Origin of the sequence: Bacillus sp. FSL R5-0654, assembly GCF_038008745.1 — a bacterium.
GTDB lineage: Bacteria > Bacillota > Bacilli > Bacillales > Bacillaceae > Bacillus > Bacillus safensis.
Window position 1 is genome coordinate 685496 of the sequence record NZ_JBBOZV010000001.1, and the last position, 25790, is coordinate 711285.

Annotated in this window: 20 protein-coding genes; 17 read left to right on the forward strand and 3 right to left on the reverse strand. The window is 41.9% G+C overall.

Annotated elements, in window-relative coordinates:
• Window positions 1–2: 2 nt before the first annotated feature.
• A complete protein-coding gene (locus NSS76_RS03425) occupies window positions 3–1268 on the forward strand; it encodes a peptidase (protein WP_213404873.1) in 1266 nt (421 codons plus the stop codon).
• A gap of 32 nt (window positions 1269–1300) precedes the next feature.
• Here NSS76_RS03425 and NSS76_RS03430 read toward each other — a convergent pair whose 3' ends face one another.
• Window positions 1301–1522: a YgaP family membrane protein gene (locus tag NSS76_RS03430; protein ID WP_197172077.1), complete on the reverse strand. Its 222-nt coding sequence runs from the start codon at window positions 1520–1522 to the stop codon at window positions 1301–1303.
• A 125-nt stretch (window positions 1523–1647) separates the two neighbouring features.
• Between NSS76_RS03430 and NSS76_RS03435 the strand changes: the two genes are divergently transcribed.
• Together NSS76_RS03435 and NSS76_RS03440 are read left to right on the forward strand one after the other, a co-directional pair.
• Entirely contained in the window at window positions 1648–3390 is a 1743-nt protein-coding gene (locus NSS76_RS03435; RefSeq protein ID WP_025092632.1) for an adenine deaminase C-terminal domain-containing protein, read from the forward strand.
• A gap of 561 nt (window positions 3391–3951) precedes the next feature.
• Window positions 3952–4266: a YerC/YecD family TrpR-related protein gene (locus NSS76_RS03440; protein ID WP_024424524.1), complete on the forward strand. Its 315-nt coding sequence runs from the start codon at window positions 3952–3954 to the stop codon at window positions 4264–4266.
• A 240-nt stretch (window positions 4267–4506) separates the two neighbouring features.
• Here the strand turns inward: NSS76_RS03440 and NSS76_RS03445 are convergent, their stop codons facing one another.
• Window positions 4507–6087: an FMN-binding glutamate synthase family protein gene (locus NSS76_RS03445; RefSeq protein ID WP_341080777.1), complete on the reverse strand. Its 1581-nt coding sequence runs from the start codon at window positions 6085–6087 to the stop codon at window positions 4507–4509.
• Between the two features lie 139 nt (window positions 6088–6226).
• On the opposite strand from NSS76_RS03445, the gene NSS76_RS03450 reads away from it, so the two are divergent.
• A complete protein-coding gene (locus NSS76_RS03450; RefSeq protein WP_003214314.1) occupies window positions 6227–6457 on the forward strand; it encodes a hypothetical protein in 231 nt (76 codons plus the stop codon).
• 23 nt (window positions 6458–6480) lie between these two features.
• Here NSS76_RS03450 and NSS76_RS03455 read toward each other — a convergent pair whose 3' ends face one another.
• Window positions 6481–6846: a DUF2283 domain-containing protein gene (locus tag NSS76_RS03455; protein ID WP_024424526.1), complete on the reverse strand. Its 366-nt coding sequence runs from the start codon at window positions 6844–6846 to the stop codon at window positions 6481–6483.
• Between the two features lie 272 nt (window positions 6847–7118).
• On the opposite strand from NSS76_RS03455, the gene NSS76_RS03460 reads away from it, so the two are divergent.
• From NSS76_RS03460 to NSS76_RS03520, 13 genes are all read left to right on the forward strand, one after another.
• Window positions 7119–7811 (forward strand): heptaprenylglyceryl phosphate synthase, encoded by a 693-nt coding sequence (locus tag NSS76_RS03460; protein WP_056767551.1) that lies wholly within the window; start codon window positions 7119–7121, stop codon window positions 7809–7811.
• A gap of 57 nt (window positions 7812–7868) precedes the next feature.
• Window positions 7869–10091 carry a DNA helicase PcrA gene (gene pcrA, locus NSS76_RS03465; RefSeq protein ID WP_341080779.1) on the forward strand — a complete coding sequence of 741 codons (2223 nt, stop codon included), beginning with the start codon at window positions 7869–7871 and terminating at the stop codon, window positions 10089–10091.
• Between the two features lie 40 nt (window positions 10092–10131).
• On the forward strand, window positions 10132–12138 hold the full coding sequence (gene ligA, locus NSS76_RS03470; RefSeq protein ID WP_039176982.1) for an NAD-dependent DNA ligase LigA: 2007 nt from the start codon (window positions 10132–10134) through the stop codon (window positions 12136–12138).
• A 15-nt stretch (window positions 12139–12153) separates the two neighbouring features.
• Window positions 12154–13350: a CamS family sex pheromone protein gene (locus tag NSS76_RS03475; protein WP_024424532.1), complete on the forward strand. Its 1197-nt coding sequence runs from the start codon at window positions 12154–12156 to the stop codon at window positions 13348–13350.
• 133 nt (window positions 13351–13483) lie between these two features.
• Window positions 13484–14674 carry an MFS transporter gene (locus NSS76_RS03480; RefSeq protein ID WP_341080781.1) on the forward strand — a complete coding sequence of 397 codons (1191 nt, stop codon included), beginning with the start codon at window positions 13484–13486 and terminating at the stop codon, window positions 14672–14674.
• 101 nt (window positions 14675–14775) lie between these two features.
• Window positions 14776–19245 carry an amino acid adenylation domain-containing protein gene (locus NSS76_RS03485; RefSeq protein WP_341080783.1) on the forward strand — a complete coding sequence of 1490 codons (4470 nt, stop codon included), beginning with the start codon at window positions 14776–14778 and terminating at the stop codon, window positions 19243–19245.
• Window positions 19242–20783 carry a serine hydrolase domain-containing protein gene (locus NSS76_RS03490; RefSeq protein WP_122631732.1) on the forward strand — a complete coding sequence of 514 codons (1542 nt, stop codon included), beginning with the start codon at window positions 19242–19244 and terminating at the stop codon, window positions 20781–20783. Before NSS76_RS03485 ends, NSS76_RS03490 begins: the two co-directional genes overlap by 4 nt.
• The gene (locus tag NSS76_RS03495; RefSeq protein WP_341080788.1) at window positions 20746–21726 is read left to right on the forward strand and encodes a C39 family peptidase; all 981 of its coding nucleotides are present in this window, start codon (window positions 20746–20748) and stop codon (window positions 21724–21726) included. The genes NSS76_RS03490 and NSS76_RS03495 overlap by 38 nt, the downstream gene beginning before the upstream one ends.
• On the forward strand, window positions 21723–22433 hold the full coding sequence (locus NSS76_RS03500) for a thioesterase II family protein (RefSeq protein WP_212048713.1): 711 nt from the start codon (window positions 21723–21725) through the stop codon (window positions 22431–22433). The genes NSS76_RS03495 and NSS76_RS03500 overlap by 4 nt, the downstream gene beginning before the upstream one ends.
• Window positions 22430–23287 carry a 3-hydroxyacyl-CoA dehydrogenase family protein gene (locus NSS76_RS03505; RefSeq protein ID WP_024424537.1) on the forward strand — a complete coding sequence of 286 codons (858 nt, stop codon included), beginning with the start codon at window positions 22430–22432 and terminating at the stop codon, window positions 23285–23287. The genes NSS76_RS03500 and NSS76_RS03505 overlap by 4 nt, the downstream gene beginning before the upstream one ends.
• A gap of 14 nt (window positions 23288–23301) precedes the next feature.
• Window positions 23302–24354, forward strand: a complete 1053-nt coding sequence (locus tag NSS76_RS03510; protein ID WP_025092642.1) for an HAD-IIIC family phosphatase — start codon at window positions 23302–23304, stop codon at window positions 24352–24354.
• A gap of 27 nt (window positions 24355–24381) precedes the next feature.
• Window positions 24382–24651: an acyl carrier protein gene (locus tag NSS76_RS03515; protein WP_024424539.1), complete on the forward strand. Its 270-nt coding sequence runs from the start codon at window positions 24382–24384 to the stop codon at window positions 24649–24651.
• Window positions 24638–25780: an acyl-CoA dehydrogenase family protein gene (locus NSS76_RS03520; RefSeq protein ID WP_103132282.1), complete on the forward strand. Its 1143-nt coding sequence runs from the start codon at window positions 24638–24640 to the stop codon at window positions 25778–25780. Before NSS76_RS03515 ends, NSS76_RS03520 begins: the two co-directional genes overlap by 14 nt.
• Window positions 25781–25790 lie beyond the last annotated feature (10 nt).

The following is a 25790-nucleotide window of genomic DNA, read 5'->3' on the forward strand; positions in this document are numbered from 1 at the left end:
ACTTGCAGCCAACCACACGTATCAGAAGCTGGATGAAAGAGCATAAGGAGGAAGCCATGGCGCTTCTTCAGCAAATGGTGCAATGTGACAGCACACAAGGAAATGAGCAAGAAGTACAGCAAATCGTAGCAAATAAACTTTCTGCCATTGGCTTTGATGTTGACGTATGGGACATTGGCGGGGATGACTTGCTGAACCACCCGTATTTTTATTCCCCGAGGCGTTCCTTTAAAGGAAGTCCCAATGTCGCCGGACGATTGAAAGGTAAAGGCGGAGGCAAATCTATTTTATTAAATGGGCATGTGGATGTTGTCCCGGCAGGTGATCACAAACAATGGACATATCCGCCCTACAGCGGGCATATCATAAACGGGAGACTTTATGGACGCGGGGCAACAGATATGAAAGGTGGAAACCTTTCTTTACTCTTTGCACTTGAAGCACTGCATGCGCTTCAGATTCCGCTGAAGGGAGATGTCGTGTTTCATAGTGTTGTCGAAGAAGAGAGCGGCGGCGCAGGCACCCTTGCAGCCATACTGAGAGGATATACAGCAGATGCAGCCATCATTCCAGAGCCAAGTCATATGAAAATCTTTCCGATTCAGCAAGGATCTAAATGGTTCAGATTGCATATTAAAGGAAGGGCTGCTCATGGCGGAACAAGATATCACGGCGTTTCGGCTATTGAAAAGAGCACGATAGTCCTTTCACATATAGCGGAACTTGAAGAAGAAAGAAATCAGCGAATCACTGAGCCGCTGTTTCAGCATATCCCAATCCCGATCCCAATCAATATCGGGAAAATTCAAGGCGGTGATTGGCCATCCTCCGTAGCAGACCTTGTCACAATGGAAGGCAGGCTCGGGGTGATGCCGGGTGAAACGGTAGAACAGGCAGAGAAGGAATTAGAAAATTGGATGGCAGGACTCGGAGAAAAAGATGAATGGTTTCAAGAGCATCCTGTTGAGGTCGAATGGTTTGGTGCAAGATGGCTTCCGGGTTCAATCGATACGGATCATCCGCTTTTAGATTTATTGAAGGAACAATATGAAGCGGTCATGAAGCAGCCGCCGAAGATCGAAGCCGCCCCTTGGGGAACGGATGGCGGATTACTGTCACAGGCGGCTGGTATTCCGATCATCGTGTTTGGACCTGGAACAACGGAGCTTGCCCATTTTCCGAATGAATCTATCGACATTGAGCATGTGATAGAAGCAGCAGAAATTATTGCAGGGACAATAGTAGAATGGTGTGAAGCAGCGGAATGAGATGAAAATGATCACAAAAAAAGAAGGCTGCCTTACTCAGCCTTCTCTTTATGTGTGTCCTGCTGCTCACACATGTATGTCACTGGACAAAAACGAAGAATGCCAGATCCCAGTTTCATACCGCCAAACATGATGCCCAAAAGCAGCATTTTACTCCATGGTTTTCTAGCATATAAGGATCCAGCCGCAGTACATATTGTCATTCCGCAGGCAATTCTAATGAGCGCTTCCATTAAGCCGAGATTAGGTTTCATTGAAGGTGAATCTCCTTTTTTAAATTATTTTAAGTGTGATTTCAAGAAATTGTAACGTTTCATTAATGCGTAACGTAGTTCGTTATGTTACGATAGGGCTAATACAAATGAAGGAGAGTATGTGAATGTCCGAACGTACTTTTAATTGGAGAAACAATGACATCCGCACACAAATCGATGTAGTCGACTCAAAAATAGTTCCAACACTCCTTTTAACGAATGGACTCGTGCTTAACCCGTTTTTGAAGCAATGGGTGAAGGCAAATATTTGGATACATGATGATCGAATTGTTTATGTCGGAGCAGAGCTTCCTCAAAATAAATCAGCTAAACGTGTGATTGATTGTGAAGGGAAATACATTGTGCCTGGGTATATAGAGCCTCACGCGCATCCATTCCATATTTATAATCCCCAATCACTTGCAGAATATGTGTCTCAATTTGGCACAACAACGATGGTCAGCGATAACTTATTTCTTCTTTTGCAAAGCAATGAAAAGAAAGCGCTTTCCACTCTATGTGAATTAAAAAAGCAGCCATTTCAGTATTTCTGGTGGTCTAGATATGATCTTCAAACGGAAGTCAGATATGAAGATGAGATGCTGCCAGTCAACTACCGGAAGGAATGGATTGATCATCCTGACGTCCTCCAAGGCGGCGAATTAACAAGCTGGCCAAGATTGATGGACGGTGATGATCTCATTTTATATTGCATGCAAGAAACGAAGAAGCAGAGAAAACGAATTGAAGGGCATTTTCCCGGAGCTTCTGAGAAAACGCTAACAAAAATGAAGCTGTTTGGCGCGGACAGTGATCATGAAGCGATGAATGCGGACGATGTGTTAAAACGATTGTCCCTTGGCTATCATGTTTCATTGCGGCATTCTTCCATCCGCCCAGATTTAGTGAACATTTTAAGAGAACTGCATGAGCGTGATTTTAGACACTATGACCACTTTTTCTATACAACAGATGGTGCTGCTCCTCACTTTTATGAGGAAGGCATGATTAACCGTTTGATTTCGATTGCCCTTGAAGAAGGCGTGCCGATCATTGATGCGTATAATATGGCGACATTTAACATTGCAAAATACCATCAAATCGATGATTTATTAGGCGTTGTTGGCCCAGGCCGGCTGGCTTCTATAAATATTTTAGATGATCCAATGAACCCAAATCCTGAAACGGTGATATCTAAAGGGGTTATTCTCAAATTAGATGGCGAGAACCAGCATCAATTCCAAGAAACAAAATGGGAAAATGGCGGGCTTCTTCCATTAGATTTAAGCTACGACCTCACGATGAGTGATTTGCAATTCTCTATGCCGCTAGGTGTCAAGATGAGAAATGCCGTCATCATGGAGCCTTATACAGTGGAAATTGATAACTCAATCAACCAGCTCTCATGTGACCATGATCAAAGCTTCTTTAGCCTGATTGACCGAAAAGGCGAGTGGCGTGTGAATACGATGCTAAAAGGGTTCGCAAATAAAGTGCAGGGCTTTGTCAGCTCATTTTCGCTCACTGGTGACATTTTAGTGATCGGGAAAAATAAAGAAGATATGATGCTGGCACATAAGCGGATGAAAGAAATTGGCGGAGGAATCGTCCTCACAGAGAACGGGAAAATTTTGCACGAAATCCCGCTGCAATTATCAGGCTGTGCATCGGCTGAACCATTTGAGACTGTTCTTCAGCAGGAACAAACATTACGCGAGCTGCTCATTGAGCGCGGCTATCCATTTGACTGTCCAATTGATACACTTGTCTTTTTCCAAAGTACACATTTGCCGTATATTCGAGTGACACCAAGAGGAATATTTGATGTCATGAAAAAAACTGTACTCTTTCCGTCTATAATGCGTTAAAATATAACAGAGTGGAGCTGTATCATCTTTGCTGGATTTCTGACTGCTGTTATAGGGCAGAAGTGAGCCATGGTTCTCTTCACTGCCATGTAAGTGATCATGATCTTATGTGGAGCTGTTGACAAAGCAGAGGGCTTTGACATGACGAATGAAGTACTCTAATTGTAAAATGAATTTGCCGGTTACGCTGACCGGCCAACATATTTTGAATAACCCGAGCAAGGCGGGGCGCATATTTGTGGTCTCGCCGAGCTTTCTGCAAAGCCTGTATATGAGGGCAGAAGACCTAACCAAGCAGAAGTCATCTTTATACTGGAAGCAAACAAGTTTGTCAGATTGTCATACAAGGAAAATGACAGAACTTGTCGAATTTGTTTACGATAAAGAAGCTTCGGCTTACGAAAGAACCTGACGGCATTTTCAGCGTAGAACCAAACCTGTCATGATCTGTTCAAAGCTCATTGCTAAGGTTTTAAAAAAATTAGTCAGGAAAGATACCGCTTTCTTAGAAGAAGATCGTGCGAAGCGGTGTGGCAATAGTAAAGGAGAAGATGTATTAAGATGCAAATTGATAAATTAAGGGGCAAAAGCTTAGATCAGTTATTCAACTCCATCTTATCCCTTAAAGACCTGGAAGAATGTTATCGATTCTTTGATGATTTATGTACCATCAATGAAATCCAATCTTTATCACAGCGTCTTGAAGTAGCGCGTATGCTTCGCGAGGGAAACACGTATCATAAAATTGAGACGGAAACAGGTGCAAGCACTGCAACTATCTCACGTGTCAAACGCTGCTTGAACTACGGAAACGATGCCTATACGATGGCTCTTGACCGCGTAGCAGAACAGCAGGAAAATAACGAAACAAAATAAAGCAGCTTTCACTGTAAACAATCCTTTTTACGAAAAATGGACTTGTTTGCAGTTTTTTTATGAAAAGGAGGGCAGGGGCTGATAAAGTGTCCCTGTTTTTTACTTTAGCTCGCCCATAAACCATCTTTCTCCCTCATAGGAGATGCCATCTTCGCTTGAGATGATTTCCTTAAACTCTACTGCTTGCTAACTTTATACGAAAATGTCAATAAAAAAGGCGCGTTTCCGCACCTTTTCGAGCTAGACAGATGGCTGTGTGCCTGAGAACATCGGCACTTCGCTTGTTTCACCATTCTCTTGTCTAAAAATAATATGTTTTTCATTAAAATGAATAGGCGATTCTATTCCCGCAGCTGCGGATAAGTTAAACAAACCTTCTCTAAGAGACAGGATATAATTGCACACTCGGTATTTTTTTTCTTCAATTGATAAACCCTTTTGCAGCTTTGGATCAGTCGTGGCGACCCCGACTGGGCATTTATTCGTGTGGCAGACTTGGGCGCGAATGCATCCAACTGAAAACATGAGACCTCTGGCAATATTCACAAAGTCAGCTCCCATTGAAAGGGCAATCGCAATTTTATCAGGCGAGAGAAGCTTGCCAGAAGCAAAGAGCTTCACCTGATCTCTGACACCGTATTCTTTCAATATTTGATGAACCATGGGGAGTGCCGTGAAAATCGGGAGCCCGGCGGAATCTGCCAATTCATGAAAGGACGCCCCTGTACCGCCTTCTCCGCCATCCACTGTAATGAAATCAGGGTGTTTCCCGTTTTTTTTCATATAGCTGGCAAGCTCTTCAATATTTTCTTTATGTCCGACAACAAGTTTGATTCCAACTGGCTTTCCGCCTATGCTCCGCAGCTGTTCAATGAAATCAAACATGTCAGGAATGGAGTGGAACATCTCAAAGCGGTTTGGGCTGTCAATGGATTGGTGAGGCGGTAATTTACGGATATTCGCTATTTCTTCCGTCACCTTTTCGCCGTCAATATGACCGCCGCGTGTTTTTGCTCCTTGTGCCAGCTTGAGTTCAAAGGCTTTGACTTCCTCGTGTTCGCTTTTTTTCTTGAATTCTTCAAAGGAAAATGCGCCATCCTCTGTTCTGACGCCAAATAAACCGGGCCCAATCTGGCAAATGATATCTGCGCCGCCTTTGAGGTGATAAGGAGAAAGCCCGCCTTCACCTGTGTTCATCCACGTCCCGCCGGCCATTTTTAATCCTGAGGATAGAGCTGTAATCGCCCTGTCGCCTAAGGAGCCGTAGCTCATGGCAGATTGACCGATCAGTCCTTTCACATGGAAAGGCTTTTGACATGTGTGTTCGCCAATGACTTGTACATCCTCTTGATGGAGAAAGTAAGGATTTGCTTCGACTTCTTTGAAATGTTCACTTCTTCGCAGTAAATTGTCTTGATCAATCTGATACACTTTTGTTTTGATTTTTTCAGATTGATCGATTCGTAGTTCATCTCGCTGCTTTGGAAACAGGACGTTTCGAATGTAATAGCCTGGCTTGTCAAAATCACGTTTTGATCCAAAGCCCATCGTCCGGCTTTTGTACTTCCCAGACATGACCGCCTGCTCGTATTCTCTTCTTGAGAAGGGCAGCTCCTCTCGGTCATTCAGAAACAGATATTGGCGAAGCTCAGGTCCTATTTTTTCAAAGATAAACCGCAGCTTTCCAATGACCGGATAATTTCGCAGAACTGAATGTTCTTCTTGTTTTTCATCTCTCATCCAAATCCAGATCAATAGAATGATTGGGATGATCAAACAAATGACTAGCAATGTGCCGATGACAATTAAAGTTGTTGTCACGAAGATCCCCTCTTTTCTCTTTCATTGCTGTTGTTATTCCACTTTTTAATGAAAGAGAAACCACACCAGCATATTGTGACGTTTAGAAATGAAAAGGCGGGGTAACTTACAAATAAGATCATAAGGGGAGGGAACATACATGAATAAGCGTCCAAATGCGTATGTACTTGCAGGATTAGGGGTTGGAGGTGCTGTGTTATTAGCGGTAAAAAATAAACAGCATCTGAAAAAATGGGCAAGCATGTTCCGGTCAGATGAAAAGATTCCTGAAAAAGCCGGCCACCCAGATCCATTAGATATCCAAGACAACAAAATGGTCGACGAAGGGGCCATGACATCCGTTCATTATTTTAATGAAGTGAGACAATAGTTTGAAAAAACCGTTTTGAAAGATCAAAACGGTTTTTTTCTTGTGATGTTATAGCGAAGAGGATCGACAATAGTAAAACCGATCAGCCCATTGTGATCAGGTGTTGAGAATTGGAATTCAACGCCTGACAGTTGATAGGTTGAGAGAATTTCCTGATCCGTCAAACGTAAAGAAAGCTCATCCTCATATACCGGTACGTTCCGCAGGACCTTGGATTCTTCTGCAAATAACTCCAAGCCAGCCACTCGGCCCTCTTTGTCGATATCTACATTGACACATTCATTGACATCTAATTCAATGGTTTCTTTGATTTTCATATGCTCCGCTTGCGGGGTGATATAGATGTATCCGATGTCTATATTTTGTTCATATGTGATCGTTCTTTTCAATGGGGTCACCTCTGTTCAATAGATGGTTTTTAAATCTATGGTAAAATATTCCTTTATTGTATAATGGCATGTGACAAAGTGCCAAAATATCAACCTCTTTCAGCTCCTCTTCTAGTGGATTTTTTATCTATTCTCCAGCAATTTTATGTAAAGTCACGATCACCCATTTTCAAAAGAATGAAACTTTTAGCTAAAGGAGGTTACCCATTTTTTGCAGACACTGATTTTGTTATAATATTTAAATGGAATGAAACGAATGGAGGAACGTTTTCATGTATGATGTTACCGAGTGGAAGCATGTCTTTAAACTCGATCCAAATAAAGAAATTTCCGATGAACAGCTAGAAGCGATTTGCGAATCTGGGACGGATGCCATATTGATTGGCGGAAGTGATCATGTGACAGAGGACAACGTGCTTCAATTGATGTCAAAGGTCCGCCGGTTTCTAGTGCCATGTGTGCTCGAAATCTCCACACATGAGATGATTGTGCCTGGCTTTGATCTGTATTTCATCCCGACCGTTTTAAACAGCTCTCACCCTGACTGGATTGTTGGGCTCCATAAGGACGCGATGAAGGAATTCGGTGATTTGATGTCAATGGAAGAGATTGTGCCTGAAGGTTATGTCATCTTAAATGAAGATTGTAAAGCGGCCAAGCTCACAGAGGCAAATACAGCGCTGGATATCGATGACGTCAGGGCATATGCAAGAGTGGCAGAGCATTTGATGAAGCTGCCCATTTTTTATCTGGAATACAGCGGAACGCTTGGAGACATAGAGCTTGTCAAAGAAACAAAAGCAGTGCTTGATGAAACAGTTCTTTTTTATGGCGGCGGCATCGAGAACGCTAAGCAGGCAAAAGACTTCTCCCAGCATGCAGACGTCGTGGTTGTAGGAAATGTCATTTATGACAATTTCAAAGAAGCATTAAAAACAGTGGATGCAGTCAAAAAGTCATCATAGTCAAATAAGACGAAACGGGTTAAAATAGAACATAAGTTCGAATTGGCGGTGAATGGAATGAATGAAATATCGAATCATCTATTAGAAGGGCTGAATGACGCACAGAAAGAAGCAGTCAAAGCAACAGACGGTCCTTTATTGTTGATGGCAGGAGCAGGAAGCGGGAAGACACGGGTGCTCACACATCGAATTGCCTACTTGATGGCAGAAAAGCATGTGGCTCCGTGGAACATTTTAGCGATTACATTTACAAATAAAGCAGCCCGTGAAATGCGTGAACGTGTCCAAGCTATTTTAGGGCCTGGCGCTGATGACATCTGGATCTCTACGTTCCACAGCATGTGTGTCCGCATTTTAAGACGTGATATTGACCGCATTGGTGTGAATCGCAACTTCTCTATTTTAGACACATCTGACCAGCTTTCAGTCATCAAAAACATTTTAAAAGAACGGAATATCGATCCTAAAAAGTTCGACCCGCGCAGTATTTTAGGATCAATCAGCAGTGCAAAAAACGAACTCATTGACGCAGAGGAATACGCCAAAACAGCTGGTGATTTCTATGATCAAGTGGTCAGCGATGTCTATACAGATTATCAAAAGCGTTTACTCAAAAACCAATCACTCGACTTTGATGATTTAATTATGATGACAATTCGTCTGTTTGAGCGCATTCCTGAAGTGTTAGAGCACTATCAGCGGAAATTCCAATACATTCATGTCGATGAGTATCAGGATACGAACAGAGCACAGTACATGCTTGTGAAACTGCTCGCGCAGCGCTTTCAAAATATATGTGTTGTCGGTGACTCGGATCAGTCTATTTATCGCTGGCGCGGAGCGGATATTACAAACATTCTCTCCTTTGAAAAAGATTATCCATCCAGTGAAGTGATTCTGCTTGAGCAAAATTACAGATCGACGAAACGCATTTTGCATGCCGCAAATACGGTCATTCAAAACAATGCAAACCGGAAACCGAAAAATCTTTGGACAGAAAATGATGAAGGAGCGAAGATTGCCTATTATCGTGCAGATAATGAATTTGGTGAGGGTCAATTTGTCGCAGGAAAGATTCGTCAGCTTCATCAGAGCGGAAAGCGCAAATTATCCGATTTTGCGATCCTTTACCGGACAAATGCCCAGTCTCGTGTCATAGAGGAAACGTTAATGAAAGCCAACATTCAATACAACATTGTCGGCGGCACAAAGTTCTATGACAGAAAAGAGATCAAGGACATTTTGGCATACTTACGCCTAGTGGCAAACCCAGATGACGATATTAGTTTTGCACGAATTGTCAACGTACCAAAGCGCGGAATCGGTGCGACATCTGTTGATAAAATTGCAGCATATGCGGAGATGAATGACCTGTCTATGTTTGAAGCACTTGGTCAGGTGGATTTCATTGGACTGAGTGCACGGGCAGCCAATGCGCTTGATGAGTTCAAACAGCTCATTGATCAAATGACGAACATGCAGGACTATTTATCTGTCACTGAATTAACAGAAGAAATTCTAGAGAAAACAGGCTATCGTGAAGCGCTGAAGCTCGAAAAAACGATTGAAGCACAAAGCCGCTTAGAAAATATTGACGAGTTTCTATCCGTCACTAAGAACTTTGAAGAACAAAATGAAGACAAGTCACTTGTGACCTTCCTGACAGATCTCGCCCTCGTCGCAGACATTGATAAACTGGATGAGAATGAAGAAGAAGATCAGGATGCTGTCATCTTAATGACACTTCACGCCGCAAAAGGTCTAGAATTCCCTGTTGTTTTCTTAATGGGAATGGAGGAAGGTGTCTTCCCGCACAGCCGTTCATTAATGGAAGATGCAGAGATGGAAGAAGAGCGCCGCCTCGCTTATGTTGGCATCACACGGGCTGAAGAAGAGCTTTATTTATCAAGTGCGAAAATGAGAACACTTTTCGGCCGGACAAACATGAACCTTGAATCTAGATTCATTCGAGAAATACCAGCCGATTTATTGGACAACCTAAATGAGAAAAAAGAAACAAAAACACCGTTTGGCCAAACAAGAGAAAGACCGCAAAGACGGGGACCTGTCTCACGTCCGCAAACACAAACCATTCAAAACACAGGCGGCGGCAGTATTGGCTGGGCTGTGGGCGATAAAGCGTCCCATAAAAAATGGGGCGTTGGTACGGTTGTGAGTGTGAAAGGCAGCGGAGACAGCACAGAGCTTGATATTGCGTTCCCAAGCCCTACAGGCATTAAGCGTCTTCTCGCAGCATTTGCACCAATCGAGAAGCAATAAACTGATAGGACAAAACGGATGAATTGAAAGGAAGAAGCAGATGGATAAAGAAGCAGCGAAACGCCGGATCGAGGAACTGCACCAGATTTTGAATCAATACAACTACGAATATCATACACTTGATCGTCCAAGTGTTCCTGACGCTGAATATGATGCGCGGATGCGTGAGCTGATCTCTCTGGAGGAAGAACACCCTGACTTAAAAGCAGCGGATTCTCCTTCACAAAGAGTAGGCGGCGCTGTTTTAGACGCCTTCCAAAAAGTGCGTCACGGCACACCGATGCTCAGCCTTGGGAATGCGTTTAATGAACAGGACCTTCTTGATTTTGACCGCCGAGTTCGTCAAGCAGTCGGTGACGATATCGCATACAATGTCGAGCTGAAAATTGATGGACTCGCTGTTTCTCTCCGTTATGAAAATGGCGTGTTTGTCCGAGGAGCGACACGCGGAGATGGAACAACGGGGGAGGATATTACAGAAAATCTCAAAACGATTCGTTCCATCCCGCTTAAAATCAAACGCCCTCTGTCGATTGAAGTGAGAGGCGAGGCATTTATGCCAAAACCTTCTTTTGAAGCATTAAATGAAAAAAGAATTCAAAACGAAGAAGAGCCGTTTGCAAACCCGCGTAATGCGGCTGCAGGTTCACTTCGTCAGCTTGATACGAAAATTGCAGCGAAACGAAACCTTGATATATTCGTCTACAGTATAGCGGAGCTTGATGAAATTGGTGTTGAAACGCAAAGTGCAGGACTTGATTTTCTCGACGAACTTGGCTTTAAAACAAACAAAGAAAGACGGATGTGCCAAACGATCGAAGAAGTCATCGACCTCATTGAAACATTAAAAATAAAGCGTGCCGATTTTTCATATGAAATCGATGGAATTGTCATTAAAGTCGATTCACTCGCTCAGCAGGAAGAACTCGGCTTCACAGCAAAAAGCCCGCGCTGGGCGGTTGCGTACAAGTTTCCGGCTGAAGAGGTCGTAACGAAGCTGCTTGATATTGAACTAAGTGTCGGACGTACAGGCGTGATTACACCAACAGCGATTCTTGAGCCTGTCAAAGTAGCAGGGACGACAGTTCAGCGTGCATCTCTTCATAATGAAGATTTGATCAAAGAAAAGGATATTCGCTTGTTTGATCAAGTGATTGTGAAAAAAGCCGGCGATATTATTCCTGAAGTCGCAGGTGTCCTTGTCGATCAGCGTACAGGCGAAGAAAAGCCGTTTCACATGCCAACTGAATGTCCAGAGTGTCATAGTGAGCTGGTGCGAATCGAAGGCGAAGTGGCCTTGCGATGCATCAACCCAGAATGTCCTGCCCAAATACGTGAGGGGCTCATTCACTTCGTTTCCCGTAATGCAATGAATATTGATGGGCTTGGCGAGCGGGTCATTACACAGCTCTTCAAGGAACAGCTAGTCTCTCGTGTGTCCGACCTTTACCGTTTAACGAAAGAAGAGCTCATTCAGCTTGAACGAATGGGCGAAAAATCTGTCGACAATTTACTGCGTTCGATTGAGCAGTCAAAAGAAAACTCTCTTGAGCGTTTACTATTTGGACTCGGCATTCGATTTATTGGATCAAAGGCGGCAAAGACCTTGGCGATGCATTTCGAAAACATCGATCAATTAAAGCAAGCAACGAAAGAACAATTACTTGAAGTCGACGAAATTGGTGAAAAAATGGCTGATGCCGTCGTCACGTACTTTGAGAAAGAAGAAATACTCGATCTGCTGAACGAACTAAAAGAGCTTGGAGTCAATATGACCTATACAGGGCCAAAGCCGGTAAAAGCAGAAGAAAGTGATTCCTACTTTGCAGGAAAAACCATTGTGCTGACAGGAAAGTTAGAAGAAATGGCGCGAAACGATGCAAAAGCAGCGATCGAAGCGTTAGGCGGCAAGCTGGCAGGCAGTGTGAGTAAAAAAACAGATCTAGTCATTGCCGGAGAAGCAGCGGGGAGTAAGCTGACAAAGGCAGAAGAACTCAATATTGAAATTTGGGACGAAGCTAAAATGCTCGAGGAGCTAAAGAAATAAGAGGAGTGTTTTCTATTGAAAAAGTTGTTATTGCTGCTGACAATGCTCACACTGGTATTGTCAGCGTGTGCACCTTTTGGGGGAAAGGAAGAGGAAGAGGTCACACAAAAAACGGATGAAACGAAGGAAACAAAGGAAACAGCCATCATCCCGATGTACAATATCTCAGACTCCTATTACAAAATGGTGCTGCCGTTTAAACAAGGAGCTGCGAGAGGTTTAACAGCGGAGCGTCTCAACACACGCTTGGACATTGATGAATTTGAAACAGGACTCATGCGCCTCGCAACAGAGTCATTTAATACAAACGACTATCTTTTCCAAGAAGGACAGCATTTAGATGAGGACACCGTTCTCAGCTGGCTGGCACGCAAAAAAACAGGCAGTGATCTAAAAAAGGCAGAAAAAGAAGATAAAGACTTTAAGAATCTAGGCTTAAATCCTGCTCTTCCAAACTCAGGTTCAACAAAGTCTAAAAATGAAAATAGTCCAATTTACTTAGCTTCAATGCTAGAGCATAATTACTTAATTCGAAAAGACAAAAACAGCTTACAGCTTGGCGGAGTTGTCATTGGTCTTGCACTGAACTCTGTTTATTATTACCGTGAAAAGATCGGTGACCCGCAGCAAGAGGTGACCATCGATTCATCGAAAAATTCAAAGAAACTTTTGGCAGAGGGTGAAAAAATCGCTGAACAAGTGATCAAGCGCATTCGTCAAATGGACGGTCTGCAAAAAGTGCCTGTCATGATTGCCCTTTATAAGCAAGCACCAAAATCATCTATCGTTCCAGGTAACTTTATCGCCAAAACGGATGTAAAAGCAGGCTCCGCTGATATCGGAAATTGGGATACGATCGATGAGGAGAATGTATTCTTCCCTTCAGATAATGCGAAAAGCAGCTACAAAGATGATTCAGAGCGATTTGACCGCTTCAAGACAAAGGTCGAAGACTACTTCCCGAATTACACTGGTGTTGTAGGAAAAGGCTTTTACAAAAACGGCAACCTGCAAAAAATGAAAATCGAAATTCCAATGCAGTTCTATGGAAAAACGGAAGTCGTAGCCTTCACACAATATTTAACCGGTGAAGTCATGGATTACTACAAGAGTACCAATATCGAAATCAACATTACATCTTCTGATCAACAAGAAGCCTTGATTACGAAAAATGCTGAAGACAAAGAACCGACTGTTCATATATATGACTAAATAAAAACCGCCTTTTGGCGGTTTTTTAAATTAGTAAAAATGTATCAAATTATGAAAATATTGTTATAAAAAGTAGAAGTGTAGAAAATAATGTATTATTATGGGTGATAATGAAGAGAAAATGGAGATAAATATGAAAAACAAATCATTTTACTTTTTATTAGGGGGACAATCCCTAGCTAATTTCGGGGATTCACTATATGTCCTCGTTCTGACCATCCTGACATACCAATTAACAAATTCTACACTAATTGCTTCAATGGTGGCTGTCTCCCAGTTTGTTGGACAAGCACTTGGAGCGGTACTCATTCCTTTCTTTATGTATCAATTTAAGCTGAAAAGACTCATTATCTATTTGCAAATGTGTCAAATTGCTTTCTTCGGTTGCTTGATTTTCATTTATATTTTACAACTATCAACATTTACTATTCCTCTCTTTTTTATCATTGTATTTTTCCTTTCTTTGATAGATGGGGGAACCATTCCTGTTCGAAATTCGATGATCCCGCGTTTAGTAGAAAAGAACTTTTTACTAAAAGCCAATAGCTATATCTTAACTTCTGACCAAATTGTCCTTTTACTAGGATGGCTTTTAGGAGGGCTGTTTATTGGCATTCTTGGACCGCAGTTTCTCCTCATTACGACACTTGTTTTATATAGTTTGTCGCTCATATCTATGCTCTTTATCATTGATACTGGGGCTGCAGCTAAACAAGAGCAACAGTCTGAATCATTTGGTACACGAATCTTTTCAGGCTGGAAGATCATGTATGAAAAGCCAACCATTCGAACATTAACGATTTTAGAAATGCTGTCCATGAGCGGCAGAAGTATCTGGACTGGTGCTATTATTCTTGTGTATGTCACTGAAGTCTTACACCAGCCTGAAACATGGTGGGGCTATATTAACGCAAGCTATTTTGGCGGAACCATTCTAGGCGGTCTGCTCGTGCTGCGGTTCGCAAAGCATGTGGAACAGCGTTTGTTTGATCACATTTTTTACAGCTCGGTGATCGTAGCTCTGTTAACCCTGTGCTTAGGGTTGAATCATTCAGCATGGATGAGTTTATTGTTTGTCTTTTTATTAGGGCCGGCTTTTCAGCTTCGCAGTATTTCTATTCGTACCTATGTACAAGATACACTGAGTCAAATTGAATTGCCTAAAATACTATCAGCCCAACATACACTATCGACTTTTATATATGGAATGTCCATCCTCGTTATGAGCACCATGACCGATCTCTTTGGGGCAAGAGTCGTCTTTTTTATCAACGTTGTCCTGTTTACTGTGTCGGCTTTCCTAGCGTCTAGATTAAAAAAATGAACAAATTTAGACAGTTTATCTCAATTATTTACAAAAATACCATTATGTGATTTAATAAGTTCGTAGAAATGTTAACTATATGAAAAGTAGAGGTGGCGTAATTGACTAGTAGTTTAGTATATTGGCCATTAACACATCCGCAGCGGCGCGTGATGAACATGGAAACATTTTATCCAGAAACACCAATTAATCATATTGGCGGTATTATTTTCGTCAATGGGCCGTTGCAGCTCGATAAACTGAAGCAGGCCATTGCAACATGTATCATGACGACAGAATCTCTTCGTCTTAAGCTAGTAGAGAAAGATGATGAGATACTTCAATACGTTGATCCAAACGCCGATCATCATATTCCTGCCTATGAGTTTTCCACACATAAAGACATGCTGGAATGGGCTGAAAAAGCCTTCAAAACACCATTTCAATTACTAGAAACCTCTCTCGCCGAATTTGCTGTATTAAAAATCGGTGAACAACAATCCGGTTATTTCATCAAATGCCATCATACAGTAGCAGATGGATGGTCGATGAAAGTAATCATCGATAAAATTAGCCAGCTTTACACTGCTCTTACACAAAGCTCCTCTATTGAACAAGAAGCAGACAATCATTCTGTTTTTATTGATAAAGAATCAAAATATATGAACTCCCCAAGATTTAAAAAAGATCAGCAATTTTGGAAAGAAACATTATCTGATGTGTCTGACAGTTATTTGGTACAGGGAACTGACCAAATCAAAGGCCATCGGCAAAGCCATTACCTTGATCGACAACTCTCAGAACGAATCTATGAATTTATAGATACCCATCATTGTTCAATCAACTCTTTATTTACTTTAGGACTCTTCGTTTACTTGCATAAAAGATACCAGCAAAAAGATTTTATTATTGGGACGCCAGTTCTCAATCGTTCCGGGCAAAAGGAAAAAGCCACGTCCGGTATGACCGTTAGCACAATGCCATATCGAATGAAGATGAACCCTCATTTATCTCTATTAGAAAGTTTGTCAGACGTTCAAAAAAGCTATAAGACTTACTTCCTGCATCAGCGTTATCCCTATGACGCACTTGTCAAGGATTTAGAGCTTGCAAAGGCAGGGTATGATCAGCTTTTTCAAATCTATATCAACTCCTACAGCACAAATATGGTGCAGGAGATGGAAGGATACAAAGTGGAATACATGGAGCTTTACAATGGATTCCAGCCATATGGCTTGCAAGTAGCTGTGAAAGAATGGGATGAAAAAGGGCAAATCGAGCTGCAATATGACTACAAAATCTCAGATTACAGCAATGAAGACATCAACTTTCTGCATGAAAGGATGCTTCTCTTTGTCGAGAACATACTTACCCAGCCCAAGCAGCTCTTAAAAGACGTACTGCTTATGACAGAGGAAGAGGAACATCGAGAGCTATATCAATGGAACGACACAGGCGTGCTATTCCCACAAAAGCAAAAAATTCATGAATTAATCACAGACATGTCAAAGACTTCTCCTGATCGAATCGCGATTCAGGACGGCTCTCATATCATGACATACGGTGAACTTGAGAGAAAGACCAACCAAATGGCGCATTTCCTGCAAGCACATGGCTTACAGAGACATGACTTTGTTGCAATATGTATGAATCATTCACCAGAACTGATTGTACTATTGCTGGGGATTTTAAAGGCTGGAGGTGCATATGTACCGATTGATCCTGAGTATCCGCAGGAACGCATTCAGTTTATTTTGGATGACAGTCAGGCAAAGCTGTTTTTTACAGATCATGCATCTGCGTACCATTTTAATGGTGATACGTACAATATCTACAACGTGTGGGATCAGTTGGATTCGTATGATGCGGAACATTCATTCATTGGAGATGATGAAGACGTCGCATACATGATTTATACGTCTGGTTCTACAGGACAGCCAAAGGGAGTGATGATTGAGCATCAAAGCTTAGTGAACTATATCATGTCTGCCAAAACAAACTATACAGATTCAGAAGATGACCATTTTGCTCTGTATTCGTCCATTGCATTTGATCTAACCATTACCTCCATTTATACGCCATTGGTTATTGGCAGTACAGTAGTCATCTATCGTCAAGAGGATCAGCCAGGCTTTTTATTAGAACATATTTTGTTTGACCAAAAAGCAAAGGTGATCAAGCTGACACCAGCTCATATGGCACTGTTAACAGATGCTGCACTGTCTCAGTCAGTGGTTAAACGGATGATTGTAGGAGGAGAACAATTATCGACTTCTTTGGCTAAAAGAATTACTGAGGCAAGTGATGGAAGGATATCCATCTTTAATGAATATGGACCAACTGAAGCAACCGTTGGCTGTATGATCCATCAGTTCCATCAAGATGATGGCGGGACATCGGTGTCAATTGGAGTGCCGATGCCGAATACAGAGATTTACCTTTTAGATGAAAATCAGCAAGTGGTGCTGCCAGGGACAATAGGAGAAATATATATTTCAGGCGCGGGTGTTGGAAGAGGATACTGGCAAAGACCTGATTTGCAGAAATCACGCTTTCTGCCCAATCCATTTGTAAGTCAACGCCGCATGTACCGAACCGGTGACATTGCGAAACGTGCAAGTGATGGAAAGATTGAATACATTGGCCGGATTGACCATCAAATCAAGCTTCGGGGCTACCGGATAGAGCTGGGTGAAATCGAACTTGCGCTTATGGCAATCGATGAAGTGGATAAAGCAGCTGTCATTGATCTAACTGATGAATCTGGAGAAAAACAACTGGCTGCTTATATTGAATTGAAAGATGAAGAGCTAACCTCCTTTTTACTAAGGAAGAAATTATCAGATCAGCTGCCAGCTTATATGGTACCTGCCTATTTTGTTGTATTAAAAGAACTCCCGCTCACCCAAAATGGAAAAATCAATCGGGCAGCACTGCCTGATCCATTGTTGTCTCAAGTGGAAACAGCCGTTGAATGGTCGAAGGAAACAGCGGACATTGAAGGGATCATAGTAGACACAGCAAAAGCCATCTTAGGGCATGAAAAGGTCGAACCGGCTGATCATTTTTATCAGCTTGGCGGCGATTCCATAAAGGCGATTCAATTTATTGCGAAGTTAAAAGACAAAGGACTCTATTTAAAAACCAAAGATCTATTTACTTATCCCATTTTTAGAGAAATGGCACAAGTCGTTCAGCAGGAACCAGTCTTACATATCTCACAAGAACAGGCTGTGGGCGATGTGAAATCGATCCCAATCATCGAATGGTTTTGGTCCCAGCGGTTAAAAGATAAACATTTCTGGCATCAATCTATCATTGTTCATTCAAAGAAAAAGATGGATGAAAGAATCGTGCAGAGTGCTTTAAAAGAGCTGGTCATTCATCACGACGGATTAAGGTTAAAAGTACATGAGGCGACAAACACACTCTATTATGATGAAAACATTCAGGATATCCCGCTGACGATACACGATTTTACGGCATTGTCAGAAGAGAAGGTGGAAGAAGCGCTGCAAGAAGTAGGATGTCAGATCAAGCAAAGGACTCATCTTTATCAAGGACCATTAATTCAGGCAGCGCTTTGTCAAACTGCTTCTCAATCACATCTCATTTTTGCCGCCCATCATCTTTTAGTTGATGGTATGTCTTGGCAAATTCTTGTGGAGGATTTGATTCAATTATTTCATGCAGAGAAGGGTTCAGCAGAAGTGCTTCCGCCAAAAACTCATTCATATCAAACATTTACAGAGCGGGTTAACGAGTATGCAGTATCAGAAGATGTAAAAGAGGCGTTCAACTATTGGAAAAATGCGGTGCAGGGTATTCAGCCTCTGTATCAAGTTTCATCTAATGAGGGATATGTCAAAGACGAAGTCAAATTAACGAAGGCTTTATCAGTGGAACTGACGGATCAATTGACCAATCAAGCGAATAAAGCGTACCAAACGCAGCCTCACGAACTGTTAATTTCAGCCTTAACGCAAGCCTGTTATCAGCAAACGAATCAAAAACGGATTTCTCTGGAATTAGAAGGTCATGGCAGAGATGCTGTGGAGGAAAATATTGATGTATCTAGAACGTGCGGCTGGTTCACCACCATGTATCCTGTGAATGTTCATGTTTCTGAATCTCTCTCAGATCACATACGGGCTGTCAAAGAAACGATACGTGAGGTGCCGAATAAAGGTGCAGAATATGGGCTGTTGTCACTCATCAATAGGCAGCTTCCTGATCATTCAGCGCCGCAATTACGGTTTAATTATTTAGGTGAAATCGATCAGGTGCTTAAACAATCATCTGATTATGAGATGTCTTACTTTACATCGGGGATAGATTCGTCATTGGATAACCCGTTAACAACCGTCATCGATATGGTCGCTACCATCAAGGGCGGTCAGCTGATTTTCCATCTTTCTTTCAGCGAAAAACAGCTGTGTGAAACAGATATGATGCAGCTATTGCAAGAGATAGAACAGCAAATTGAGCGTATGGTACAGCATTGCTTAGAACAAGAAGGGATCGAATTTACACCGTCTGATTTTGAAACAGTTGATATGTCTCTTGAAGAAATGGATTCATTATTTACATGAGGAAAAATCAGCATGTTATCTACATTTCATTTTTGTTAGCTGTCTTATGGATAAGCGGCTTTGCCGGGGGGGCACATGCAAAAGCAGTGATTTCATCTAAAGCCATTGATCAAGTGATAGAGGAACAGATGGAGCTTGGGCGCATTCCCGGCATGTCCGTTGTGGTTGTGAAAAAAGACGAAGTGGTGTACCAAAAAGGGTTTGGCTATGCGGATCGAAAGAAAATGAAGAAAGTGACAGCCAGTACTTTCTTTGAAATTGGTTCTACATCAAAGGCGTTTACCGCTCTTGCTATTGTGGAGTTAGAAAAGCAAGGGAAACTTCATTTGAAAGAACCGGTGAGCAGCTATATTCCAGGCTTTTTTCCAACATACCATGGAAAGCCTCAGCGTTTGACGGTGGAGCAATTAATGCATCACACAAGCGGCATCCCCTTTCAATCCATTGCGCTTATCCAGCCAGATCATGCAAAAGATGCGCTAAAGAAAACAGTCCATCAACTGAAATCAATTGAGCTCCATCACAAGCCTGGCAGCTCCTTTGAATATGCCACCATCAACTATGATGTTCTTGGTCTCATCATTGAAAATGTGACAGGAACGTCATATGAGGCATATATGAAAGGACTGTTTAAAACGCATCATCTTAACCAAACAGAAGCTGGGCTAAAACGCATGAAATCTGGTGTTGTTTCAGAAGGATTTAAACTGCATTTCCTTGCTCCACATGCTTATGAAGCACCAGAATATCGAGGCAACACCCCTGCAGGCTATATTGTGATGAATAATCAGGATGTGGGGACTTGGCTGCAATATCAATTGACCGATTCAACTTGGTCTCGTTTTGTAAAAAATCCTGATCAGTTAACTGTGAAAGTCCCAGAAGAAGGGGAGCATGTCTATTACAATGCCGGCTGGTATATAGAAAAAATGCATGGGCAGGTGGAATCATTATTTCATGCTGGATCTAATCCGAATTATTCGTCATTTTTTCTGATCCAGCCAAAAGAAGACGTTGCTATCGGAGTGTTAGCCAACATGAATAGCAGCTACACAGAGAAAACGGCACGTCTTATTGCCAAAACGATGACGGGTACAAATGAAGAAGCAGAGTCATCCATGGATCCATTTCAGCTCATTGATCAATTGAGTGTGGCAGCCACATGTCTTTTTATTTTGCTGCAAATAGTGTCAGTCGTTCGTTTTATCAAATGGAGGAAACGTGTAAGAAATGGCGTTCTGGTTCGCAGGCACATTTCACTTGGCGTATGGCTGAAAAGTATCGGCTGGGTACTGCTCCTAATTGGGATATTGCTTCTGCCAATGATTCTTTCACAACTAGCCTTTAAGGGACTGCCTTGGAAAATGACTTTTGTATGGGGACCTTTCTCTCTCATTGAATTAGCGATTTCTTATTATTTGTTTTTCATTTGGTTTTGTACGATTGGTTTCATCAAAGGATTTATGGTGACATCTACTGCTGGAAAGAGAGGACAAGAAGATGACCGTCAAACAGATTTCAGGCATTCATCCTTATAATGATTTGTTTTATCGCAGCTGTTTCTTCAATTGCTTTTTTCCAATTGTGATGCTGCATGGTCAAGAAGTCGCTCCATATTTATTAAATGATCAATTTGCATATCGACTTACAGAAGACGGTTTGCTGCAGATTGACTGGATGTCGGCACACGATCCAGAAAAGATTATGAATTTACAGGGCATTCAAGTTGAAAAAATGACGCATTGTACCCATCTCATTGAAAAGGTCAAACAAGATGTGAGGCGTGACCGCCCGGTGATTGTATGGGTAGACCCTTACGTTCAGCGAGGTAGAAAAGAGTATTTGACAACACATAGCCGTCATTCGATTTTAATCACGGGTTTTCATGAAAATCAGCAAACCTTTCAGGTATTAGAGAATCGTCATTTAGATAATTTGTCGTATGAGCATCAAGTGCTGTCATATGGAGATGTGCAGAAAGGGTATGATACCTTTCATGATCATTTTCAGCCGAATGATCAATTCCATTCCTATGCGGCCTTCCACTTTGATCCGGTCAAGGTCTCGACTGAATTATTTGATCAAAAAACGGCTTATTTCCTGAGAAATATGCATGGTCAGATTGACGCAATCGAAAAAGGAATTACAGCTCTTGAAACATTTTATGAACAGTTTCCTCAATGGGATGATATCGAGAAGCTCGTAGCATCTTTCAATCAGATCATCAATACGAAGAAAGTAGAGATGTATCGACTGAGACTCATAAAAGGCGATCTACCTGAGCTGTTTCAATGGATGGAAACTATTTTAGCAGAATGGGAGAAAGCGAGGCACCAGGCAGCAAAACTCTTTTTTTCAGGGGAAATGTCTAGTCGGTACCAAGCCAACATTAAAGCTTCCTTACAACAAATCATCCAAGATGAAAAAAAATGGCTGGAAATGTTGAAAATCAAATGCAAAAGGGAGTGTGGCGTGTCGTGAAGTTATTTTGCTTACCGTACGCAGGTGGAGCAAGTACCGTATTCAGTAAGTGGAAATCATATATAGACCGGTCTATAGAAATTCATGCCCTTGAACTCCCTGGGCACGGGACAAGAATGACAGAGCCTGTGCTGACAAATTTACAGCAAGTCGCAGATGATCTTTATCTACAGGCGTCCTCTTCCTTAAAAGAAGGAGAACCCTATGCCATTTTCGGTCATAGCATGGGAGCTGTACTTGCATACGAATTACAAAAAAGAATGAAAACAAGATTAAACAAAGAGCCTGGCCATGTTTTTTATTCTGGACGCTTTCCACCACATATTCCAGAGAAGAAAGTCTATCATCAGCTGTCAGATGCCAAATTAAAAGAGGCGATTATTGCGATGGGGGGCGTTCCTGAGGAACTTGCCGATAACCATGCAGTGCTTGATTTCTTTCTGCCGATTTTAAGAGCAGATTTTCAGCTTTTGGAGACTTATCAGTGTGATGAAGTCGTTCCAGCTGCATGCCCAATTTCTATTTTTTATGGTACACGTGATCTACCTTCTGTGCTGTTTGATTTAGACGATTGGGATCAATATACAAGCAAAGATTGTGCGTTTTTTGAATTCGATGGAGATCACTTTTTTATTCATTCATTAACAAATGAAGTCGTAGAAAAAATCAATGTCATTTTAAAGCGAATTGGAGTGTTGGAGAAATGAACACGAAACACGTAGGCGTGATTGGGGCAGGTGTGATGGGGGCTGATATGGCATTAGACCTTTCAGCAAATGGCTATCAAGTCACATTGGTTGATGTCACAGAAGAAAAACTAAACGAAGCACTAGAAAAGATCAAGAAAACCTATCAATTGGTGCAATTTGTGAGAAAAAAGAAAATCTCATTGTCCTTAGAAGACGTATTGTCTCAAATTCAGCTATCGACTTCATTTGAAGGCTTACATGACGCACATATCGTCATTGAAAATGTGACGGAAGATTGGGAGATAAAAAAACCCATTTATGAAGAGCTGCGAGATATTTGTTCGAAAGAAACCATCTATTTTGTAAACACGAGCTGCATTTCCATTACAAAGGTAGGGTCCCTTATGCATCATCCTGAAAAAGTTATTGGTGCACATTTTATGAACCCTGTTCCTCTTAAAGCGTTAGTTGAGGTGATTAGAGGAAAAGCAACTTCTGATGAAACAGTTGAAACGGCAAAAGGTTTCTTGAAATCCTTTGATAAAACACCTGTTGTGGTGCATGATCTTCCAGGGTTTGTTTCCAACCGTGTGCTCATGCTGACAATCAATGAAGCGATTTGGGCGGTGCAAGATCAAGTCGCGACACCAGCTGATGTCGATAAAATTTTCCGCGGGGGCTTCGGCCATAAAATGGGGCCGCTTGCGACAGGAGACTTAATTGGGCTTGATACGATTTTGAATTCATTGCTTGTTTTATACGAGAGCTACAAAGATCCGAAGTTCCGCCCATGTCCTCTGCTTGTCAAAATGGTCGATGCTGGTGAGTATGGCAAAAAATCAGGTAAAGGCTTTTTCCAATATGACATGTGAAAGGAGAAAAACAAATGGCTAAACAAATCAAGTGTGTTGTCTGGGATTTAGATCATACATTATGGGATGGAATTTTACTTGAATCAGATGAAGTGACGTTAAAGCCATCGATGAAGGAAGTGCTAACAGAACTAGATGAGCGCGGTATCCTTTTATCCATTGCAAGCCGGAATGATGAAGCTGCTGTGAGGGAAAAGCTCTCCGCCTTTGGGATCGAACATTTCTTTCTTTATCCAGAGATTCATTGGAATGCCAAATCTAGTTCATTAGAGAGAATCAGCGAGCGCTTAAATATTCATAAAGATACCATTCTCTTTATCGATGATCAGCCATTTGAACGAGAAGAAGTGAAGGCGGTTCATCCAGAGATTACTTGCTGGGATGCGGTGGATTATATGACATTGCTCACAGATGATCGACTGCGACCAGCTTTTATCACAGAGGATGCAAAACGGCGCAGAGAAATGTACATGGAAGCAGATCAAAGGCAGCAGGAAGAAGAGAAATATGAAGGGCCGCCTGAAAAATTTTTGGCCTCTTTAAATATGAAATTCGTTATATCAGAAGCAGGAGAACAAGATCTCCAGCGAGCCGAAGAACTTACCGTTCGAACCAATCAATTAAATGCAAGCGGGAAAACCTACGATTATGCAGAGCTTGATTATTTCCGTCAATCAGACAATCACTTGCTTCTCGTCTGTGAACTTGAAGATAAATTCGGTTCATATGGAAAAATAGGACTCTCTTTAATAGAAGAAACAGGTGATACATGGCATGTCAAACTACTGCTTATGTCTTGCCGTGTTATGTCACGTGGAGTCGGGACCATTTTACTGACAACGATTTTGCAAGAGGCGAAAAAGAGAGGGAAACGGCTTGTAGCTGATTTTAAACAAACCGATCGAAACCGCATGATGTATATCACTTATAAGTTTGCGAATTTCAAAGAGATCGAGAATGGGGAAGATGGCTATATTTTGTTCGAAAACGATTTAAGCATGATTCAGCCCTTCCCAGAATACGTAGATGTCAACATTGAGATAAAGCAGAAGGACCCTGCCAAATAAAAAAGCGAAAAGCGAGGAGATTGAATGATGAACCTACACGAACAAGTAAGAGCATATATCGAGCAAAACCTAGTGGTATTTGATGAGGAAATGGAGCTTGGAAATGATGATCATATTTTTGAACAAGGCTTTGTCAATTCACTATTTGCGATGAAACTAGTGAACTATATTGAACATGACTTTCACTTCCAATTAGACAATGAAGACCTCGACATTGCTAATTTTAGTACGGTCAACCGTATTGTCGCCTTAATTGAGAAAAAACAACAGGGGGCGGCTCTTCATGAAAACAGCTGAACAAACAATCGATGCCATTGAAGAAATACGACAATATTGCAATGAACATATCCGTCCATTTGCCAATGAATTCGATGAGACAGAACATTTGCCGGAGTCGCTGATTCGAGATATGGCGAAAAGAGGCTATTTGGCGGCAGGTATCCCATCCTCCTATCAAGGATTGGGGCTTGATCCGATTGCATATGGACAATTCACGGAACAAGTGGGGAAAGCTTGCTGTAACGTACGGACATTATTAACAGTGAATTCACTCGTAGGGGAAGCCATTCTTCGTTATGGAACAGAAGAACAAAAACAAGGCTGGCTCGTTGAATTAGCTAAAGGGGAAAAAATCGGTGCCTTTGCTTTGTCAGAGCCGAATATTGGCTCAGATGCCAATCATGTTGAAACTAGCTATCAAAAAAAAGGACAGTCCTATGTATTAAATGGGAAGAAAAAGTGGATTTCCTTCGGAGCGATTGCAGATTTCTTTATTGTGATTGCACGAGACGGCGAACAGGTCACGGCATTCCTTGTCGATCGAGATCAGACGGGTGTAGAGATTGAGAGAATTACTGGAATGATGGCAAATCGAGCATCTTATTTAGCAGAAATCACTCTTGATCATGTGCAGGTACACGAAGACTGTGTCTTAGGGCCAGTTGGGGGCGGTTTTAACCACGTAGTGTCTCTGGCTTTAGACCATGGAAGATACAGTGTTGCCTGGGCAGGGCTTGCCATTGCACAAGAAGCCGTTGATTCTCTCGTTACGTATTCACGCAAAAGAACTCAGTTTAATGAAAAACTATACAAGCATCAAATGATCAAAGGAATGATCGGAGATGCAGTCACTCAGCTCCATGCAGCGAGAGCTTTATGCCTAAAGGCTGGAGAAATGCGAGAAGCGAATCATCCTGATGCGATCACAGAAACATCCATTGCAAAATATTTCACCTCCAAAATTGCTGTCGACATTACAAATACAAATGTCCAAATCCATGGTGGGAGTGGATTTAGCCGGGAAAACTCAGCTTCAAGATTATATCGTGAAGCGAAGGTACTTGAAATTATTGAAGGGACTTCGCAAATTCAGCAGCAGGTCATTGCTAACTATGGTTTACGCCATTATTTCGTGAAACATTCTTAGAAAGAAAGGA